Raw genomic sequence first — 18,943 nt, 5'->3', positions numbered from 1 at the left:
CGCCCCCATGTCTGCTGTACGTGTCATCGTGTCCCCCGCGGCCGGTCCACGGGCCCGGACAGGGCCTCCGCGGCCGCCTGCTGGTAGCGCAGCACCGCCTGGTCGGCGGCGATCAGATCGCACGGCGCCGACCACAGCATCCGGCGGGCCCGCTCGTACCGCTCGATCAGCAGCGGATCCTCCGCCAGCCCGTGCCGGGCCACCTTCGCCTTGTACGCGTCGAGCCGGCCGCGCAGTTCGGCCCGTACGGCCAGCGGGGCGGTCACCGCGGTGAGCTGCTCGCGGGCCCGCGCCAGCTCGTCCTCCGCGCGCTGCTCCAGGCTCTCCAGCAGCGGGGAGAGGCGGTGCCACTGGGCGGCACGCCGGTAGTCGACCGCCGTGCGCAGCTGTTCGTGCAGGGCCGTCGGCGGGCCGCTGACCGCGGGCACCTCCGAGGCCGCTATCTTCGCCAGCACCTCGCCGCGGGCGGCGCGCGCCTCGGCGAGGACCCGGTCCGCGCGGGAGAGCACGTCGCGCAGCTTCACCAGCCGCGCCTCCGCGTCCTGCCGGACGTGCAGCACGGCCTCTATCTCCCGGCGTATCTCCTCCAGCCCCCGCGCCGCCGTGTCGTAGCGCGTGGTGTCGGGGCGGCCGCCGCCGGGCGCCGAACTCGCGGAGGAGCGCTGCCAGAACGCCAGCGGGTTCGAGACGACCTGCGCGCGCAGCGCCGTCAGCTCCCGGGTGACGCGCTCCAGCTCGTCGCCCGCGGGGTGCTCGCCGGGCCGTACCCCCACCGACTGGGCGAGGGAGCGGGTGCGCTGCAGCTCGGCGGCCAGCAGGTCGATCCGGGCGGGCAGCGCCGACCACACCGAGTCGGCGGCGGCCACCACGTCGAGCACCTCGGCGTAGTGGCTGTTCATCCGCTCGACCAGGGCCTCGAGACCGAGCCGCTCGGACAGCCGCGCCGGGCCGGTGATCGACGTGGGCGCGGCCCCCGTGGCGGCGGGGGCCGCGGGCAGGGTGAGGCCCTCCTCGCGCAGCAGCCGGGTCAGTTCGGCCAGCTCCGTGCCGTTCGGCCAGCGGCGCCGGCCGCGGATCTCACGGGCCTTGGTCAGCGCGCTCGTGTAGGTGTCGAAGTACGACCAGAGCAGGGTGATGGCCCCTTCGGCGGCCGTCCAGCGCTCCGCCGTCACGCCGGTCAGCTCGGCGCCCTCCAGGAGTCTGCGGCCGGCATGGTCCTGCAGGGCGAGCAGCGAGGTCTCGATCGCCTCGTGCTCCGCGCCCAGCCGTGCCAGGGCACGGTCGACCTCCTCACGGCCCATGACGGGTCCGGCCTCGTCCGGAGCCCCCATCAAATCCCCTCTCATGTCCTCTGCCCCCGGCGGCACTTCCGTGCGCCGCCGGGGCTCACCCCCCAGTGTCGCGCTAGTTCAGGTACTCCGGGGAGGGGGGACCCGTGACATCGGGCATCACGTCGGCCAGCCACTTGTTGTACGCGGTCTGCCAGGGGCCGCCGCGGTAGTCCTCCAGCACCTTGTTGACCCGGGCCACCAGGTCGCGGTCGGCCTTGTTCATCGCGACGCCGTAGAACTCCTCGGTCAGCGGCTGGCCCACCAGCCCCATCGACGGGTCCTGGGCGGCCTGGCCGGCCCCCAGCGCATTGTCCGTGATGACCGCGTCCGCCAGGCCCAGCTGGACCCGCACCAGGCAGTCCAGCTGGTTCGGCACCGGGACAACGGTGGCGCCGGTCAGCTTCTCCTCGATGAACTCCTGGGCCGTGGAGCCTTCGGCGGCGCAGACCCGCTTGCCGTTGAGCGTGTCGTCGAAGCCCGTGATGCCGGAGTTCTTCGGTGCCAGCACCTGCTGGCCGGCCTTGAAGTACGCCGTGGAGAACTCCACGTCCTCGAGCCGCTTGCAGTTGATGGTCATGGTGCGCACGACCATGTCCACCTTGCGGCCCTTGAGCGCCGGGATGCGCTGGACGGTGGGGATCGCCCGGTAGACGATGTGGTCCTGGGAGATGCCCAGTTCCGCGGCGATCGCCTTCACCAGGTCGATGTCGAAGCCCTCCAGCGCACCGGTCTGCGGATTGCGGTAGCCCCACTGGTAGCTGTTCTGGTCGATGCCGACGACCAGCCGGCCCTTGTCCTTGATCCGGCTGACCGCCGGTCCGTCCGCGGTCGACGGACGCCAGCTGGCCTGCGGTTTGCCGGGCGGCCGGCCGCCCGCGCACTCCTCGGTCTCCTGCTGGTCCAGCACCTGGCTGCCGTGCGCCGCGGCCGACGCCGGCGCCTTCGCCGGGCCGGCCGCGTCCCCGGCGGCCAGCGGCAGCAGGGCGGCGGTCAGCGCGACGGCGCCGGCCATCGAGGCGACACCGCCCCAGCCGCGCCAGCTCCTCGTCCGCACGTTCATCCCGGCCTCTTCGCTTGCCATCTCGGCGTTCCCCCTCACCGGTACTCCGACAGCCTGCGGCCGACGCCGAGCAGCGCCCCGGCCGCGCCCAGCACGGCCAGCACCGCGGCACCGATCCACAGTCCGCCGAGCGCGTCGCGCCCGCCGGAGGCGGCGGACTTGAACTCGCTCTGCTCGTGGTCGATCGCCTTGGCCAGTGCGCTGTCGACCTTGTCGAAGCACTGCCCGGTGGACTTCTCGCCGCCCGTGCCGATCACCAGGCGCACGGCGGTCTCGTAGTCACCGTCGTTGTCGGCCTTCAGCACGCCCTCGTGCCGCCCCTGCCAGGCGCGCACACCCTCGACGGCCTCCTGGACGGGCTTGCGCCCGGCGTCGTCGTCGGCGAGGGCGAGGGCCTGGTCCATCATGGAACCGGCCCGGCCCCTGTCGTCCGTGCCGGCGAGCTCCTTCATGCTGGTGCTGTAGTCGAGTTCGTACGCGTCCTGGTCGTCGCGGACCACGGCGCCGCGGGAGACCATCTTCAGCCCCTCGTTGCCGTGCGCCTGCAGCGCGTTGATCCGGGCCTCGTTGAGGACCTGCAGCGACTGGGCGCCGTGCTTGTCGGAGTCCTCGAGACCCGAGCGGGCGAAGGTGTGCCCGGCGGCCAGCCACAGCAGCACCGCCGCGGTCAGCGCGCTCGCGGTGACCAGACCCTGGTTGAACACCCGGTTGGTGCGCCGGTAGTGCCGCCGCTGCGCCCACACCAGCGCCGCGAGCGCGAGCACGCCCAGCGCCAGGGCCGCCCACGGCCAGCTCTTCGCGCGCGCGTAGTCCCGGTTCAGCTGGGCCGTCTCGGCCTGGTAGAGGTCCTGGGCGGCGGCCAGCAGACCGTCGTCCCGCTCCATCAGGTCGTTCGCGTAGCGCAGATAGGCGCCGCCGAGCGGCAGGCCCTGGCGGTTGTTGGCGCGCGCGGTCTCGATGGCCGCCGTGTACTGCGGCAGCAGCCGGTTGAGCTTGGAGATCTTCTCCCGGGTCGCCGCGGACCCCTGGCTGTTGGCCGAGGCCTGCACCAGCAGCTTGCTCGCCTGGTCGATGTCCTTCTCGTACCGCTGGCGGACCGAACGGGGCTCCGCGCCGCCGGCCAGGAAGCCGCTGGCGGCCGTGGTGTTGGCGTCGGCCAGGGAGCGGTAGATCTCGGCGGCGTCGCGGCTCAGCGGCTGGCTGCGCGTCAGTACGTCGTCCGCGGCCTCGGCACGGTCCGTGACCTGCCAGGCGGTGACGGCGCCGAACAGCACCACCAGGGCCGCCAGCACCGCGCCGATGATGCGCAGCCGGCCGGGTTCGGTGGTCGCGGACCGGCGTACGCGGTCCATTCCCTCGGCGAACGCGCTGCGCCGCTGCGGCGGCGCGGCAGGGGCGTGCGGCGGCGTGTGCGGTACGTCGGCGCGCGTCTGGCCGGGGACGATCGGCGGACCGGCGGCTGTCGGCTGATCCGGCGGCGCCGCGCTGCCTGCGTGCGGCGGGTATGACACGAGACCTCCCCCTGTGGTCACTTGCTCGCCGCCCAGAATACGGGCGGCGTGGGACACCGCTGTCGAGTATGGCCGCCGGTAGGTGCGGCCACACCGGTTATGCCGGGATCTTGTTCGGATCGCTATGCGGGCTCCCGGCCGGACGGACGGCCCATGGCGGCCATTCTGCTCCTCTATACGCGGCACAGACGGCAAGCGGTTCCGCCCCGTCCGCGTACCTATGCTGGGGATCATGGATTCCCTTGCCACCGGCCAGCGTTCACTCGGCGACAGCGCGCTGGAGTACCCGCTGTGGCCGCCGCTCACGGCGGGCTGCCCGCGCACCAGCACCGAGGACGTGGCGTACCCGCTGGAGGTCACCTACGCCTACGAGGCGCTGGACACCTCGCTGTTCACCGCCCCCGCCCCGCCGCCCGGCACCGGCCTGGAGCGCTGGGCGCCGATACTGCCGCCGCTGAGCGCCCCGGGCCTGGGGGAGGGCGGCACGCCCCTGGTGGACTTGGGCGGGGGCGTGTACGTCAAGGACGAGTCCCGCAACCCGACCTGGAGCCACAAGGACCGCCTCAACCGCGTCGCGGTCAGCGCCGCCATCGGCGCGGGGGCGCCCGGTGTCGTCGTCGCGTCGTCCGGCAACCACGCCGCCTCCGCGGCGGCGTACGCGGCGCGGGCGGGGCTGAAGTGCGTCGTCATCAACGGCTGGGCGCCGCCCGCGGTGCGCTCCTTCATCCGCGGGTACGGGGCGGTGGTGCTGCCGCTGGGCCCCGACCACTCCTGGCCGGTGACCACGCAGATCGCCGAACGCCTGGGCTTCCACCCGGTGAGCAACCGCACCGTCACCCACACCGGCCACCCGTTCGGCCCCGAGGGGTACAAGACGATCGCGTACGAGATCTTCCAGGACATCGGCGTCCCGGAGGCGGTGTACGTGCCCACCGGTTACGGCGAGACCCTCTTCGGCATCTGGAAGGGCTTCGCGGAGCTCCAGCTGCTGGGCCTCACCACGGTCGTACCGCGGCTGTACGCCTGCGAGCCGGCCGCCGGCGGCCCCCTGCACGCGGCGCTGGCCGCGGGCGCGGCGGCGATGTGGGTGGAGACCGGCACCACCGACGCGTACGGCATCGACTGCCCCGTGGGCGGCTACCGCGGCGTGCACGCGATCCAGCAGTCCGGGGGCGGCGCGCTGCTGGTGACGGACGACGAGATGCGGGCGGCCCGGACCGAACTCGGCCGGGCCGGGCTGTGGGCGGAGCTGTCGTCGGCGGCGGGCCTGGCGGGTCTGCGGCAGCGCGGCGGCCCCTCGCCCGACGGGCCGGTGGTGGTGATCTCTACGTCGAGCGGCTTCAAGGACGTCGCGACGGGCGAACGGGACCAGCCGGAGCCGATGGACCCGTCGTGGCCGAGCGTGGCGGAGGCGCTGCGGGGGGCGGGCATCGACGCCTGACGGCCGCGCCGGCCGGCCGGTGGGCGGGCCCGGGGCGAACAAAGGCCCGGATCTACGCGGCGGGAACGCCGTCGATCCGGGCCATGGCCTCGTCCGCGCCGAATGGCTGCAGGTAGGGCAGCCAGCGCGGGTCCCTATGCCCCGTGCCGATGATGCGCCACGCGAGTCCCGACGGCGGCTCCGGCTGATGGCGCAGCCGCCAGCCCAGCTCCGAGATGTGGCGGTCCGCCTTGACATGGTTGCAGCGCCGGCACGCCGCCACCACGTTGTCCCAGCGGTGCTGGCCGCCGCGGGAGCGCGGGATGACGTGGTCGACGCTGGTGGCGACCCCGCCGCAGTAGACGCAGCGGCCGCCGTCGCGGGCGAAGAGCGCCCGTCTGGTCAGCGGTACGGGCCCCCGGTAGGGGACCCGCACGAAGCGTTTCAGTCTGACGACGCTGGGTGCGGCCATCACTTTCGTGGCGCTGTGCAGGAAGGCGCCCGAGTCCTCCAGGCTGACGGCCTTGCCGTCAAGCACCAGGACGAGCGCTCGGCGAAGCGGTACGACGCCGAGCGGCTCGTACGACGCGTTGAGGACCAGGACATGCGGCACGGTGCCTCCTCGGACGCCGGCGGCGCGTGGCTCGCGCCGTGGACGATCTGGTCACAGTGTGTCCCGGCGCACTCTCCTCGCGCCACCACGGACAGGTAAACGGGGCAGGGAACGTGACGGATCTCCCACTGGGGTCCGGTACGTCTCCCGCCCTGCTCGTACCCATGATCCCCGCAACATGCCGGGTCTACGCCTCGGTTGCGCGGCCGGATCGCGACGGATCCGAAGGGGCCTTCGGCGGGGTCCGGCTAGGGTGTTGGGGTCCCCGTTCCGGTACGAAAGGTCCCGCAGTGCTCGCGTCAGCCGCAGCCCGCCTCGTCTCCGCCTCGCCCGCCGCCGCCTCGTCGGTCGAAGCGGCCGGGAACGACGCCCAGGCCGCCGCCGGCTGGGTGGAGCGCAACTGGGAGGCGTGGGCGGCCACGGGGCTGCGGATCTTCCTGATCGTCGCGATAGCGGTGGTGCTGCGGACCGCCGTACGCCGGATGCTCACCCGCCTGATACAGCGGATGAACCGCACCGCGGAGGCCGTCGAGGAGACCGCGCTCGGCGGCTTCCTGGTGAACGCCGAGCGGCGCCGGCAGCGCTCGGAGGCCATCGGCTCGGTGCTGCGGAGCGTGTCGTCCTTCGTGATCCTCGGCACAGCGGGCCTGATGGTCCTGGGCGCACTGGAGATCGACCTGGCGCCCCTGCTGGCGTCGGCGGGGGTCGCGGGTGTGGCGATCGGCTTCGGCGCGCGGAACCTGGTGACGGACTTCCTGTCCGGCGTCTTCATGATCATCGAGGACCAGTACGGCGTGGGCGACACGGTCGACGCGGGCGTCGCCTCCGGCGAGGTCATCGAGGTCGGCCTGCGGGTGACGAAGCTGCGCGGCGAGAACGGCGAGATCTGGTACCTGCGCAACGGCGAGGTCAAGCGCATCGGCAACCTCTCCCAGGGCTGGTCGACGGCGGGCGTCGACGTCCAGGTGCGGTACGACACGGACCTGGACCGGGCGCGCGAGATCATCACCAAGACCGGTGAGGACATGGCGAAGGCGGAGCCCTTCAGCGAGCAGCTGTGGGGCCCGGTGGAGGTTTTGGGCCTGTCCGAGGTCGGCCTGGAGTCGGTGGTCGTCCGCGTCCAGGCGAAGACGATGCCGGGCAAGGCGGCGGGCGTCGAACGCGAGCTGCGCTGGCGAATCAAGCGCGCGCTGGACGCGGCCGGCATCCGCGTCGAGGCCTCAACCCCGGTCGAAACCCCCCAGGAGGGCGACCCCGCGGCCTCGGTAGCACCCCCCTCGGCCCACGCGGTGGCCCCGGCGGCCCCGGCCCCGGTGGTCCCGCAGGGGCGCTAGCCGAAGTTCAGCTCCCGCACCGGGGCGCGCCGCGGATGGGGCTGCGCCCCCGGACCCCGTCGGGCGGGGTGGTTGCGTGTGCGGGGCGGATTCCGGGGGCTCCGACCCAGACCCCCGTGGGGCGCGGCTGTGAGCGGGTCGGCTTCCGTTGGCTGCGCCCCCAACCCCGGGGTGGGTATGGGGCGGCACGGGACCTCTCCGACTGTGGCAGGCCACCGGGACCCCCGGGCGGGCCCGTGGCGGCGTGGCCGTTCGCCCGACCAGACTCCAGGGCTCGCCCTCAGGCCCCGTGGGGGAGGGGGTTGCCTGAGCGGGGCGGAGTCCAGGGGCCGCGTCCCGGACCCCTCCCGCGGGGAGGGTGGCCCAACGGATTCTCGGGGTCCGGCCCCGAACCCCTCCCGCGGGGGGCAAGCGAATCGGCGCGCCGGATCCCGTCGGTGCGGGGCGGTGGTCCGCTTCGGGCGGAGGGGGTCAGTGTGTTGAGGGGTTTCGTAGGAGGCCGTCGACCAGGGCGCGTAGGCCCTCGGGGTATGTGTTCTCGGCTGCGAGGGTGCCCCAGCGGGTGCCGATCGCCGCGAGGTGCGGGACGCGGTCCGCGTCGAAGGCGGCGCGGAACGGCGGCAGGGGAGCCGACTCGTCGCGGTTGCGGGTGTGGGCGCGGACGAGGATCTCGCCCACCGTGTAGTACCAGACGCCGCGGAAGAGACGCACCGCCCCGTCGGGCGTGAGGCCCGCGTCCTCCGCCCCGGCCAGGATCTCCTCCACCATCCACAGCGCCGACTCGTCGAGCAGGCCGATGAAGCCGTCCGCCGTGAGGACCTCCGCCGCCCACGGCCAGCCGGCGAGCGCGTCGTGCATCGCGGTGGCCGCGGCGAGCACCCGCTCGCGCGGGTCCGCGGGCGGCGCCGGGCGCTCGAGCTGCTCGATGTAGTGGTTGAGCAGCAGGACCAGCAGGTCCTCCTTGTTGCGGATGTGGTGGTAGAGCGTCGTCGCCCCGACACCGAGCTCCGCGGCCAGCCGGCGGATGGTCAGCTTCTCCCAGCCGTCGCGGTCGATGAGCCGGCGGGCCGCCGCCAGGATCTCCGCGCGGGAGGTGACGGGCGGCCGGCCGGTCCGGCCCTGCGGTGCGGTCGTTCGGGGCATGGCCCCATCATGCCGCGCCGCCCCCGCATCCCCGTGGTTCACCCCGTCCCCTTGGCGGCCGGGACCGCCGCGATGCTACTTTAGGAACGCGTTCGAAAAGTCGCCCGTACCGGGCGGAGGCAGCACCGAGGACGGAGTCCGCAATGACGAACAGCCCACCCCGCACGGCCGGTCCGGGCCGCACCGCCCGCCCCGGCATGACCCTGGCGGCCGTGGCCGTCGTCCAGTTCATGGTGTCCCTCGACCTGTCCGTCGTGAACGTCGGACTGCCCGAGATCGCCACCGGCCTCGGCTTCAGCCCGCTGGGGCTGACCTGGGTGATCCACGCGTACGCCCTGGCCTTCGGCGGCCTGCTGCTGCTCGGCGGCAAGGCCGCCGACCGGTACGGCCGCAAACGGGTGCTGACGGCCGGGCTCGCGCTCTTCGGCGTGGCCTCGCTGCTCGGCGGGTTCGCCCAGGACCCCGGCCAGCTCGTGGCCGCCCGCGCCGCCCAGGGGGTCGGGGCGGCGGCGCTCGCCCCGGCCGCGCTGGCACAGCTGACCTCGACGTTCCCCTCGGGGCGGGAGCGGATCAGGGCGTTCGGGGTGTGGAGCGCGACCAACGCCGCGGGCGGCGCCTTCGGCGTACTGATCGGCGGTCTGCTCACCGAGTACGCCGGCTGGCGCTGGGTGATGTTCGTGAACGTGCCGATGGCCGCCGCCGCGCTGGCCCTGACCTGGCGCGGCATCGCCGGCGGAGCGGGCAGCGCCCGCGGCGGCCGGACGGACGTGCTGGGCGGCGTCCTGGCCACCGCGGGGATGACCCTGCTGGTGTTCGGCGTCGTACGCACCGACCGGTACGCGTGGACCTCGCCGGTGACGCTGACGACCCTGGCGGCGGCCGTCGTCCTGCTCGCCGCGTTCCTGTACGTCGAGCGCACCACCACCCGTGAACCCCTGGTCCGGCTCGGCCTTTTCGCCAACCGCAACGTCGCCGGCGCGAACGCCTTCAACCTCCTGGTCGGCGCGGCCATGGCCTCGGCGTTCTACTTCGTCTCGCTCTACCTCCAGCGCGTCCTCGGCACCGGCCCGGCCCGCACCGGGGCGATGTTCCTGCCCTTCGCCCTCGGCATGGTCGCCGGCTCCGTGCTCGCCGTGAAGCTCGGCTACCGGGTCGCGCCCCGCACCCTGCTCGTCGCAGGCGGGCTGGTCACCGCGACGGGGCTCGCCTGGTTCGGGCTGATCAGCGCCGACGGCTCCTTCACCGCCGACGTGCTCGGACCGTCGCTCGTCACGAGCATCGGGTTCGGGCTCTGCCTCGCGCCGGTCGTCTCGACCGCCACCGCCGGTGTCGCGCCCCACGAGGCGGGCACCGCCTCGGGTCTGCTCAACAGCTCGCGGCAGATCGGCGCCTCGCTGGGCCTCGCCGCCCTCGGCACCGCGGCCGACGACCGCACCGGCGGCTCCATGACGCCCGCGGCCCTGAGCGACGGTTACGCGCTGGGGCTCAGCCTCGGCGCCGCACTGCTGACCGCCGCCGCGGTCACCGCCCTGGTGGTCCTGCGGCGTACGAGCCCGCCCGGCCGGGCCGTACAGGCGAAGACCCCCGACCCCGTCGCCGTGGCGGACTGACGCGCCCCACCCCCTACCTCGGGAAACGGCCGTCACCCGGTTGCTGCCACCGCGATGCGCCCGCCCCGGCCGGGCCCCTCAATAGAGGACATGCCCGACGCCCTCATATCCCGCGCCTCCACCGCCCGCGAAGTCGCCGAAGCCGCGGAGGCGGTCCGCACCGCCGGACGCGAGGCGAGCGCCGTGCTGGCGGACCCCGCGTTCGCCGCCTCCCTGCTGCGCTCGCCCCGCACCGGCGGCCCCGCCGTCCGGGCGGTCGCGAGGGCGCTCACCGAGCGGGAGGGGCTGGCCCAGGTACCGGAGCCGGAGCGGGGCTGGCGGCCGCTGGTGTGGGCGGGCCGGGCCGCGGCCTGGCTGGCCCGCAGGACCGGGCGGCGGGGCCTGGCGACCGAGGTGGCGGTGTCGTCGCTGAAGCTGCGCGTCGCGCTGTGCGCCGCCTCCCACCCCGAGCTGCGGGAGAACCCGGCCGTGCGGGCGCTGCTCGACGCCGTCGCCGACGACGACCGGCCGCGGGCCGCCGGGGTCCTCGCGCGGCCCGTACGGGACCACGGCACCGGTGACGCGCTCGCCGTCCTCGCCCCCGCGCACGCCGTCGTGCGGGCGTGGCGGCAGCTGCTCGACGGCGGCCCCGGCGCCCGGCGCGACGCCTGGTCCGTCGTCACCGGCCGCCCCGGCGCCCGGCGCGACGCCTGGTCCGTCGTCACCGGCCGCCCCCACCCCGCCCGCCGCCGCCGGTGGCGGTGGTTGCCGGCCTCTCGGGTGCGGCGGGTCCCGGCGGACCCGGCGCTCACGACGGGCGGCCGGTCCGGTCCGCTGCCCGGCGGCCTGGAGACGCTGGAGGTCCTCGGCGCCGACGGGCGGATCGTCGTCCGGCGGATCACGTCCGGGCGCGACGGCGTGGAGCGTTACGTCGTGCTGCTGCCCGACCGGCCCGCCGGGGCAGCCGCCGGCCTGCACGACCTGGCCGCCGCGGCCGGGGCGGCCGGCCGCCCGGGCTCCGCGTACACCCGGGCCGCCTACCGGGCGCTGGGGCACGTACTGCCGGAGGACGCCGAGGTGGCGCTCATCGGGCACGGCGCGGGCGGGGTCGCGGCGGTCGACCTCGCGGGCATGCCGGAGGCCAACGACGCCTGGCAGCTCACCCATGTGGTCGCCGTGGGCGCGCCCGTCGCGCTGGTCCTGCCGTACGACCCGCGCACCCAGGTGATCACCCTCGTCAACGAGCACGACGTGGTGCCCCGCCTCGGCGGCGACGGGCTCCTCCCGGCGCCCGCGGACTGGGTGGAGATCCGCTGGACCGACCCGTCGTACACCTTCCCCCTCAGCCACAGCCTCGCCGCGTACGTCCAGAACCTGGACCGGCTCGTCCCGGAGGAGCGTGACCGCGTGGACGCCCTGCTCGCCGACTACACCGGCGCGGTCGCCGAGACCGCCGTCTTCCGGCTGTTCGACCGGTGACGGCCGTCGACCCCGTCCGGGCGCCCGGCCGCCCGGACACCGGCGACTGGTCGGCGCGGCTGCGGGAGCAGGCGGCGGAGCTGAGCGCCCGCGGGACGCGGCTGCGCGAGCTGTCCGCCGCCTCGCCGGCCGCCGACCTGCGCTCTCTCGCCCTGCGCTGCGACCGCGCGGCGGCTTCGCTGCGGCGGGCGGCGGACGCGCTGGCCCGGCACGAAGCGGCGCTGCACCGTCCTCAGCGCCCCGCGCCGATCTCCACGACCCGCGCCCAGGAGGGCGGGCCGGTCGGAGCGTAGTGGTGGTGCTCGCTCCAGGCGCTGCCGCGCGGGAACAGCCCCACCACCGTCCGGCACGCCGGCTGCCGGTCCGGCCACGGCGTCTGGCCGTCCGTCAGGACGACGACCACGTCGGGGCGGGTACGCAGCGCGGTCGCGAAACCGGTCCGCAGGTCCGTACCGCCGCCGCCCAGCAGCGGGATCCCCTCGGCGCGGCACAGCGGGTGGGCGACGCGCGCCGCCGCGTCGCACGGCACCACGGTGACCTGGTCGCTGCGGCCGCCCACCGCCCGGGAGATCGCGGTGACCTCCAGCAGCGCGCTGCCCAGCTCGGAGTCGCTGACCGAACCGGAGGTGTCGATGACGACGGATACCCTGGGCGGCCGGCGCCGCAGGCTCGGCAGGACCGCGCCCTTCACCGCCGTCGAGCGGCGCGAGGGCCGCCCGTAGCTGTAGTCCTCGCCCGCGCCCGGGGCGGAGGCCGCCGAGCGGACGGCCGCGCCGAGCAGCGCCCGCCACGGCTGCGGCGGGTGGAACACCTCCTCCGCCCACCGCTGCCAGCCCTTCGGCGCGCTCCCCGGACACCCGACGATGCCCTGCGCCACCCGGAAGCGGACCAGGTCGCGCTCCTGGTCGCTGAGTCCGTGCGCGCCGTCCGGGCCCAGGTCCCACTCCCGTTCGAGGCCGTCCGCGCCGCTGCCGCAGTCCAGCCAGACGAAGTCCTGGGTGAGCGGGCCCAGTCCGAACTGGCGCAGATAGTCCTCCATCAGCTCGCCCTGCGACAGCCCGAGACGCTGCGGCATGACGGCGCCCGGCGGTCGCTTCAGCCCCTCGCCGTACACGTCGTCGTTGATCTCGCAGTCCGCGGCGATGTTCATCCGCAGCCGCTCCCCGGCGCCGGTCAGGCCGTGCGCGTGGGCGTAGCGGTCGCCGCGGCCGTGGTGGTCGCGCAGCAGGTGCGACACCTCGTGGACCCAGACGCCGGCCAGATGCTCCACGGACATCCGGGCCACGAACGCGGGGGAGACGTAGCACCGCCAGTACCGGTCGACGGCCATCGTCAGCGTCCGCGGCGACTCCACCGTGTGCAGGGCGAACAGCGCGGTCGCCAGGTACGGGCGGACCCGGGCGGCGAGCAGGCGCGCGGTGTACAGCTTGTCGAGGTCCAGCTCGCCGACGTCCGGCTTGTCGGGGCCCGGCCCCGGCTGCCCGCTCATCGGACCGGCCGGGGGGTCGCGTTCGCAGCCGCGAGATCCGCGCGCCGGGTCGCGTCGGCCGCCACGAGATCCGCACGCCGGGACAGCGTGATCACCCCGGCCAGCCGTTCGATCGCCGCCGGCACCTCCCAGTCCTCCCGGCGCAGGGACGCGAGCGTGGTCGCGGGTACGACGACCACGTCCGGGGCGCCCGTCTCCAGCGCCCGCACCAGCAGCGTCCACGCGGCGTCCCAGCGGGCGCGGGACGGGCGCGCGCGGACCGCCGCGACCACGCCGTCCAGGACGGCCTGGCGCAGATCGCCGCGCCCGGGCAGGACGGCGGCGGCCGGATCGGCCAGCAGCACCTCGGGGTCCGGCAGGTCCATCCGGTCCATCGAGGCGAGCAGTTCCAGTCCGGGACCGTCGCCGACGGTTCCGCGGACCAGCAGGGACAGGACGTCCCGGGAGGAGCCGGCGGCCGTCGCGAAGGCGACCAGCCGCACGGTCATCTCCCAGCTGCGGGGCGACGGCCAGGCGCCGCCGCGCCGCGTCTCGCCGTCGGGCAGCCGGTGCACGAGCCCGGGCCGCGCGGCGAGCAGACCGCACACCGCGCGGCGGGCGAAGTCCACGGACTCCGCCAGCCGTTCGGGGACGAGGCGGGGAAGGGCGGCACGGGGCCAGGTGCCGCCGAGGCCGCGCACGACGACCTCGTGGTCGTGGACCCACCGCAGATGCACGAACCGGTTGGCCAGCGGCGGGCTCAGCTCCCAGCCGTCGGCCGCCGACGAGCGCGGGTTGGCGGCGGCAACGATCCGCACCCCGGGCGGCAACCGCAGGGCGCCGACGCGCCGTTCCAGCACCAGCCGCAGCAGGGCGGCCTGTACGGCGGGGGGCGCCGTCGACAGCTCGTCCAGGAACAGCAGCCCCCGCCCGGCCCGTACCAGGCGCACCGCCCAGTCCGGCGGCGCCATGGGCACGCCCTGCTCGGCGGGGTCGTCGCCGATGACGGGCAGCCCGGAGAAGTCGGACGGCTCGTGCACGCTGGCGATCACGGTGGTGAGCGGCAGCTCCAGCGCCTCGGCGAGCTGCGTCAGCGCGGCGGTCTTCCCGATCCCCGGCTCCCCCCACAGCAGTACGGGCAGATCGGCCGCGACGGCGAGCGTCAGCGCCTCCAGCTGCAGGTCGGGACGGAGTTCGGTGCCGGTGTCGCGGAGGAGGCCGAGTAGCCGGTCGGCGACGTCGAGTTCGGTCGGGACGGCGTGGGCGTGCGTGGGCGTCAAAGGATCACCTTGGGGTGTGAGAAGCCGATGGGCGCGGGCCGCGGGGCCCGCCGGGTCAGGACGTGCGGGACCGGCGGCCGGGCCCTGGTGAGTCAGGAGGAGGCCGTGGCGTTGCGGCCGCGGCCCCGCGTACGGCGCGGCTCCGTACGCGGCGGCCCGGACCGCCCCGGCCGGGTCAGGCCCGCCCGGTACAGGCCGTACGTGACCCGGCGGTCGGCCGCGTCCCGCAGCGCGTCGCGCAGCGCCCCGTCGCGCAGCACCGCGTCCGGGCCGAGCAGGCCCTCGACGACGGCCAGCGCGCCGGCGACGTCGCCGTGGTTGAGGCGTTCGCGGACGTCCGTGAGGCTGTCGGGCCGCCGGTGGGCCACGTCGATGACCCGCAGACAGGGCAGCGGCGGACCGCCGAACGCGACCAGGAGCTCCTCCCGGCGCAGCTCGGCCGGATCGTGGTCCAGCGGCGTCAACGCCCCGTCCACGAAGCCGATCCGGTGCCGGGCGCCCCGGCACTCGACGATCCGCGGCCCGCCGGGCAGGCCCGGCGTAGGCGCCGGTCCGGCCGACCCCGGCGCGAGCGCCTCCGCGACCAGGGGATGCAGCCGGCCGGCGTCGATCGCCCCCGCCCGCAACAGCTCCAGGTCGGGCAGCACCCACGTCGCCGCGTCGGGCAGCACCGGAGTCCCGGACCCGCCGTCCCCCCGGGACACCGACGCGATCCGCCCGCCGGCAACCTCCAGCAGCAGCCGGCGACCGCCCCCCAGCCGTACCGCGACAGCACCGGAGGACCGCCCCTCGGCGCCCAGCAGGAAGCCCGCCTCGTCCGACCACCGGCCGACGGCGCAGGCGAGCCCCGAGGGCACGAACGGTGTGACAGGGGAGGGGAGTCGCGTGGCGGGATCCCCCGCGCGGGAGCGCAGTTCGTGCGCCCTGCGCGCGTCCCACAGATGCCGGTGCAGATCGAGCCGGAAGCGCCGGCTGGGACGCGGATGCGGATGCGGGCAACGGTCGCCGTCCGGCCCGCCCCACAGCGCGAGGCTCAGCCGCTGCCCGGCGTCCGCCCAGGCGGGCGCGGTGCGGACCACGAGCTGGACCGGGCCCTCGTCCGTGGCGTACCGCGCCAGCGGGATCGTGAGCCCGGGCCGGAGCAGCCCGTCGGGCCCGATCCGGGGGAGGTGCCAGCGCAGCAGGTCGGGTGCGAGACGGCGGAGGTCGGAGCGTACGACGGCGGCGAGCTCCCGGCCGCCGCGGCGGGCCAGGAGGCGCAGATCGAGATCGGTGTCGACGCCCGCGGCGGCGCAGGCACCGCCCCAGTCGCCGCTCAGGCGGCGGGCGGTCGCGGTCTCGATGACGGGCGGCGGTACGGCGTACTCACGTACCCGCAGCCAGAAGGAAAGCCGGGAGTCCCCGTGCGCGGTGGTGGGCATCAGCACGCACCTTGCGCGGTCGGGTCCCCCAATCTGTCAACAGAGGAAGTAGTCATCGCGGATGACCTTAGCGCCCCGCCCGCCGCCGTGCCAGGCCCCGGCCCCGGTGCCGGCTCACATCCACTTCACGCCGTCGTCCTCGTGCTCCCGCACCCGGAACGCGATCATGCGCTGCAGGAGCTCCGCCGGAACCGGTTCGCCGTAGGGGAGTTTGACCGTGCCCTTGCCCGTCTCGAAGCCCGTGAGATCCGGGGCGAAGGCCGCCATGGTGCTCGGGGTGACGACGAAGCCGGCGTGCTTCTGGTGGCCGCTCACCATGACCAGGATCGTCCCGGTGGAGGGGTGCAGGAACGCCGGGGAGCCCCACTTCACCGCCTCGGAGACGTCGGGGACCGACTCGTGGACGAGTGCGCGCAGTTGCTCCAGCAGCTCGCGGCCCGGTCCGGTGAAACCGTCCAGATACTCCTCGACCGTCTGCGGTCTGCTCATGCCGTCAGTCTGGCACGCGGTCCGGATACCGGCCTGCCGGACACCCCGCGGCCGTAACGCTTGCGTATCCGACCCCCGCGGCCCATTGACGCCCCCGCGGTCCGGGCCGTAACGTCACCGCATCGATAGGAAGGTTTCTTAACAGTCCACGTCAAGGGGGTGGCCCGGATGGCCGAGCGCAGTGGTACGCCGGGGACGCCGAAGGTGCTGCGGGCCATGAACGACCGGGCGGCGCTCGACGCGCTGCTGGAGCTGGGGCCGCTCACCCGGACGCGGATCGGCCGGCTCACCGGGCTGTCGAAGCCCACCGCCTCGCAGCTGCTCGCCCGGCTGGAGAGCGCCGGACTGGTCGTCGTGACCGGAACGAGTGAGGGGAGTCCCGGTCCCAACGCCCAGCTGTACGCACTGAACCCGCGGACCGCCCACGTCGCCGGGCTCGACGTCACCACCGACGGCATCCGCGCCGGCGTCGCCGACATCACCGGCCGGATCACCGGACTGTACGAGCTCCCGACGCCGCGCCACCGCTCCAAGGACACCGCCGAGCAGGTGGTGAAGGCCGTCGACGGCGCCGTGAAGGCCGCCGGGCTCGTCCGCGAGGACCTGCACCGGCTGGTCATCGGCACCCCGGGCGCCTTCGACCCGAGCACGGGCCGGCTGCGCTACGCCTCCCATCTGCCCGGCTGGCACAGCCCCACCCTGCTCGACGAGCTGGCCGCCGCGCTGCCGATGCCCATCGAGTACGAGAACGACGTGAACCTCGCCGCGATCGCCGAGCAGCGCCTGGGCGTCGCCCGCGACCGGGACGACTTCGTCCTGCTGTGGAACAAGTTCGGCATCGGCGGCGCCATCGTCATCGACGGCCGGCTGCACCGCGGCTTCACCGGCGGCGCGGGAGAGTTCGGCTTCCTGCCGGTGCCGGGCGCGCCCGTCATCCGCCAGGTGTCCAAGGTCAACAGCGGTGGTTTCCAGGAGCTGGCCGGCGCCCAGGAGCTTCCCGCGTACGCCCGCGGGCTCGGCCTGGACGTCCCCGACGGCCGCCACGACGAGGTCTCCGCCGCCCTGCTCGCCCGCGCGGCCGCCGAACCGGCCGAGCCCGCCCACCGCGAGTTCCTGCAGCACTACGCGACCGCCCTGGCCCTCGGCCTGGCCTCCGTCGTCGCCGTCCTCGACCCCGAGCTGATCGTGCTCTCCGGCTCGGTCAACAGCGCGGGCGGCGAGCCCCTGCGGGAGCTGGTCGCCGCCGAGCTGGCCGAACTGGCCGCGCCCCGCCCCCAGGTGGCCATCGCCACCGTGCAGGACGACCCGGTCCTGCGCGGGGCGCTGGAGGCCGCCCTGGCGACCACCCGCGACGAGGTCTTCGACACCTCGCGCTGAGCCCGCCCGTCCCCGCTTACCCCCCGCTGTACACGTCCGCACCGCCCGCACGGATCCACGCACCTTCTGACTGCCCAGGAGGCACACCATGCGCACGACGTCCCACCGGGCCGCGGCGGCACTCGCCGCCGCGGCGGCGATATCCCTGATAGCCAGTGCCTGTACGGGCAGCAACGACTCAGGAGCGAACGACGACGCCAGCAAGGAGACCACGATCACCTTCTGGCACGGCTGGTCGGAGAAGAACGAGGTCAAGGCGATCCAGGACAACATCGACCGCTTCGAGAAGGCCCACCCCAACATCCATGTGAAGGCCGTCGGCGGTATCACCGACGAGAAGATCGACCAGGCGCTGCGGGCCCGCGGCCCCAAGTCGCCCGACGTCGTCTCGTCGTTCACCACCGACAACGTGGGCAAGTTCTGCTCGTCGAAGGCCTGGGCCAGCCTCAACCCGTTCCTCGAGAAGTCGAAGATCGACCCGGCGAAGACCTTCCCGGCGGCGATGAACGAGTACACCCAGTTCGAGGGCAACCACTGCTCCCTGCCGCTGCTCGGCGACTCCTTCGGCCTGTACTACAACAAGGACGCCTTCGAGGCGGCCGGGATCACGGCCCCGCCGAAGACGATGTCGGAGCTGCGCGAGGTCGCGAAGAAGCTGACCAAGACCAAGGGCGACAGCTACGAGCAGCTCGGCATCCTGCCCAACTGGCACAACTTCCAGTGGACGACCACCCGCGCCGCCGCCCAGTACGGCGCCACGTACTTCGACGGCGGCAAGGCCGCGATGTCGACGAACCCCGCCTTCGCGCAGATGCTCACCGACCAGCAGAAGCTGATGAACGACCTCGGCGGCTTCCAGAAGCTGGAGAAGTTCCGCTCCACCTTCGGCGACGAGTTCGGCGCCGAGCACCCCTTCCACACCGGCCAGGTCGCGATGCAGTTCGACGGTGAGTGGCGCGAGGGCATGGCCACGGCCGCGGGCGTCGACTTCGAGATCGGCGTGGCCCCCTTCCCGGTCGCGGACGACCAGGCCGACAGCTACGGCAAGGGCTATCTGTCCGGCACCATCATCGGGATGGCCAACAACAGCCCTAAGAAGAACGCCGCCTGGGAGCTGATCAAGTTCATGACCACCGACACCGAGGCCGTGGTCAGCTTCTCCAACGCCATCCACAACGTGCCGTCCACCTTCGAGGCGATGAAGTCGCCCGCTCTGGAGATCACCCCGAACTTCCAGGTCTTCATGGACATCGCCGCCGACGCCGGCTCGACGACCACCCCCGCGGCGGTCAACGGCGGCGCGTACCAGCTGACGCTGCAGGACTTCAGCTACGACTTCGAGTCGGGCAAGAAGACCGATCTGGCCGGCGGACTGAAGGCCGTCGACGAACAGGTCGACAAGGACATCGAGCAGGCCCGGTAGCGGAG

At 74.4% G+C, this 18,943-nt stretch carries 16 protein-coding genes; 7 read left to right on the top strand and 9 right to left on the bottom strand.

Annotation, left to right across the window (positions count from 1 at the left end; all coding sequences use genetic code 11):
* Positions 1-23: 23 nt before the first annotated feature.
* The 3 genes from AB0M28_RS20550 to AB0M28_RS20540 form a co-directional block, all read right to left on the bottom strand.
* Positions 24-1,331, bottom strand: a complete 1,308-nt coding sequence (locus tag AB0M28_RS20550; protein ID WP_365406576.1) for a hypothetical protein — start codon at positions 1,329-1,331, stop codon at positions 24-26.
* A 73-nt stretch (positions 1,332-1,404) separates the two neighbouring features.
* Positions 1,405-2,412 (bottom strand): glutamate ABC transporter substrate-binding protein, encoded by a 1,008-nt coding sequence (locus tag AB0M28_RS20545; RefSeq protein ID WP_365406573.1) that lies wholly within the window; start codon positions 2,410-2,412, stop codon positions 1,405-1,407.
* A gap of 14 nt (positions 2,413-2,426) precedes the next feature.
* Positions 2,427-3,902, bottom strand: a complete 1,476-nt coding sequence (locus tag AB0M28_RS20540; protein WP_365406570.1) for a hypothetical protein — start codon at positions 3,900-3,902, stop codon at positions 2,427-2,429.
* A gap of 232 nt (positions 3,903-4,134) precedes the next feature.
* On the opposite strand from AB0M28_RS20540, the gene AB0M28_RS20535 reads away from it, so the two are divergent.
* Positions 4,135-5,343 carry a pyridoxal-phosphate dependent enzyme gene (locus tag AB0M28_RS20535; protein ID WP_365406567.1) on the top strand — a complete coding sequence of 403 codons (1,209 nt, stop codon included), beginning with the start codon at positions 4,135-4,137 and terminating at the stop codon, positions 5,341-5,343.
* A 52-nt stretch (positions 5,344-5,395) separates the two neighbouring features.
* On the opposite strand, the gene AB0M28_RS20530 is transcribed toward AB0M28_RS20535, so the two are convergent.
* A complete protein-coding gene (locus AB0M28_RS20530; RefSeq protein WP_365406565.1) occupies positions 5,396-5,935 on the bottom strand; it encodes an HNH endonuclease in 540 nt (179 codons plus the stop codon).
* Between the two features lie 290 nt (positions 5,936-6,225).
* On the opposite strand from AB0M28_RS20530, the gene AB0M28_RS20525 reads away from it, so the two are divergent.
* Entirely contained in the window at positions 6,226-7,269 is a 1,044-nt protein-coding gene (locus AB0M28_RS20525) for a mechanosensitive ion channel family protein (RefSeq protein WP_365406562.1), read from the top strand.
* Positions 7,270-7,740: 471 nt separating this feature from the next.
* Here the strand turns inward: AB0M28_RS20525 and AB0M28_RS20520 are convergent, their stop codons facing one another.
* Positions 7,741-8,412, bottom strand: coding sequence for a TetR/AcrR family transcriptional regulator (locus tag AB0M28_RS20520; RefSeq protein ID WP_365406559.1), 672 nt, complete (start codon positions 8,410-8,412; stop codon positions 7,741-7,743).
* A 143-nt stretch (positions 8,413-8,555) separates the two neighbouring features.
* On the opposite strand from AB0M28_RS20520, the gene AB0M28_RS20515 reads away from it, so the two are divergent.
* From AB0M28_RS20515 to AB0M28_RS20505, 3 genes are all read left to right on the top strand, one after another.
* Entirely contained in the window at positions 8,556-10,022 is a 1,467-nt protein-coding gene (locus AB0M28_RS20515) for an MFS transporter (RefSeq protein ID WP_365406556.1), read from the top strand.
* 90 nt (positions 10,023-10,112) lie between these two features.
* A complete protein-coding gene (locus AB0M28_RS20510; RefSeq protein WP_365406553.1) occupies positions 10,113-11,480 on the top strand; it encodes a hypothetical protein in 1,368 nt (455 codons plus the stop codon).
* On the top strand, positions 11,477-11,773 hold the full coding sequence (locus tag AB0M28_RS20505; RefSeq protein ID WP_365406550.1) for a hypothetical protein: 297 nt from the start codon (positions 11,477-11,479) through the stop codon (positions 11,771-11,773). The genes AB0M28_RS20510 and AB0M28_RS20505 overlap by 4 nt, the downstream gene beginning before the upstream one ends.
* Here the strand turns inward: AB0M28_RS20505 and AB0M28_RS20500 are convergent.
* The 4 genes from AB0M28_RS20500 to AB0M28_RS20485 form a co-directional block, all read right to left on the bottom strand.
* A complete protein-coding gene (locus AB0M28_RS20500; protein WP_365406547.1) occupies positions 11,713-12,969 on the bottom strand; it encodes a VWA-like domain-containing protein in 1,257 nt (418 codons plus the stop codon). The genes AB0M28_RS20505 and AB0M28_RS20500 overlap by 61 nt on opposite strands.
* Positions 12,966-14,228 (bottom strand): MoxR family ATPase, encoded by a 1,263-nt coding sequence (locus tag AB0M28_RS20495; protein WP_365406544.1) that lies wholly within the window; start codon positions 14,226-14,228, stop codon positions 12,966-12,968. The genes AB0M28_RS20500 and AB0M28_RS20495 overlap by 4 nt, the downstream gene beginning before the upstream one ends.
* 92 nt (positions 14,229-14,320) lie before the next feature.
* Entirely contained in the window at positions 14,321-15,652 is a 1,332-nt protein-coding gene (locus AB0M28_RS20490; protein ID WP_365406613.1) for a hypothetical protein, read from the bottom strand.
* 111 nt (positions 15,653-15,763) lie between these two features.
* Complete coding sequence (locus tag AB0M28_RS20485; RefSeq protein ID WP_365406541.1) at positions 15,764-16,138, bottom strand: DUF1801 domain-containing protein; 375 nt, start codon at positions 16,136-16,138, stop codon at positions 15,764-15,766.
* A gap of 168 nt (positions 16,139-16,306) precedes the next feature.
* Between AB0M28_RS20485 and AB0M28_RS20480 the strand changes: the two genes are divergently transcribed.
* Positions 16,307-17,515 carry an ROK family transcriptional regulator gene (locus tag AB0M28_RS20480; protein WP_365406538.1) on the top strand — a complete coding sequence of 403 codons (1,209 nt, stop codon included), beginning with the start codon at positions 16,307-16,309 and terminating at the stop codon, positions 17,513-17,515.
* 88 nt (positions 17,516-17,603) lie between these two features.
* Positions 17,604-18,938 (top strand): ABC transporter substrate-binding protein, encoded by a 1,335-nt coding sequence (locus AB0M28_RS20475; protein WP_365406535.1) that lies wholly within the window; start codon positions 17,604-17,606, stop codon positions 18,936-18,938.
* Positions 18,939-18,943 lie beyond the last annotated feature (5 nt).

It is taken from the genome of Streptomyces sp. NPDC051940, assembly GCF_040680895.1.
Taxonomy (GTDB): Bacteria; Actinomycetota; Actinomycetes; order Streptomycetales; family Streptomycetaceae; genus Streptomyces.
Note: the sequence above shows the minus strand (reverse complement) of the source record. Positions and strands in the feature narration are given on the sequence as shown.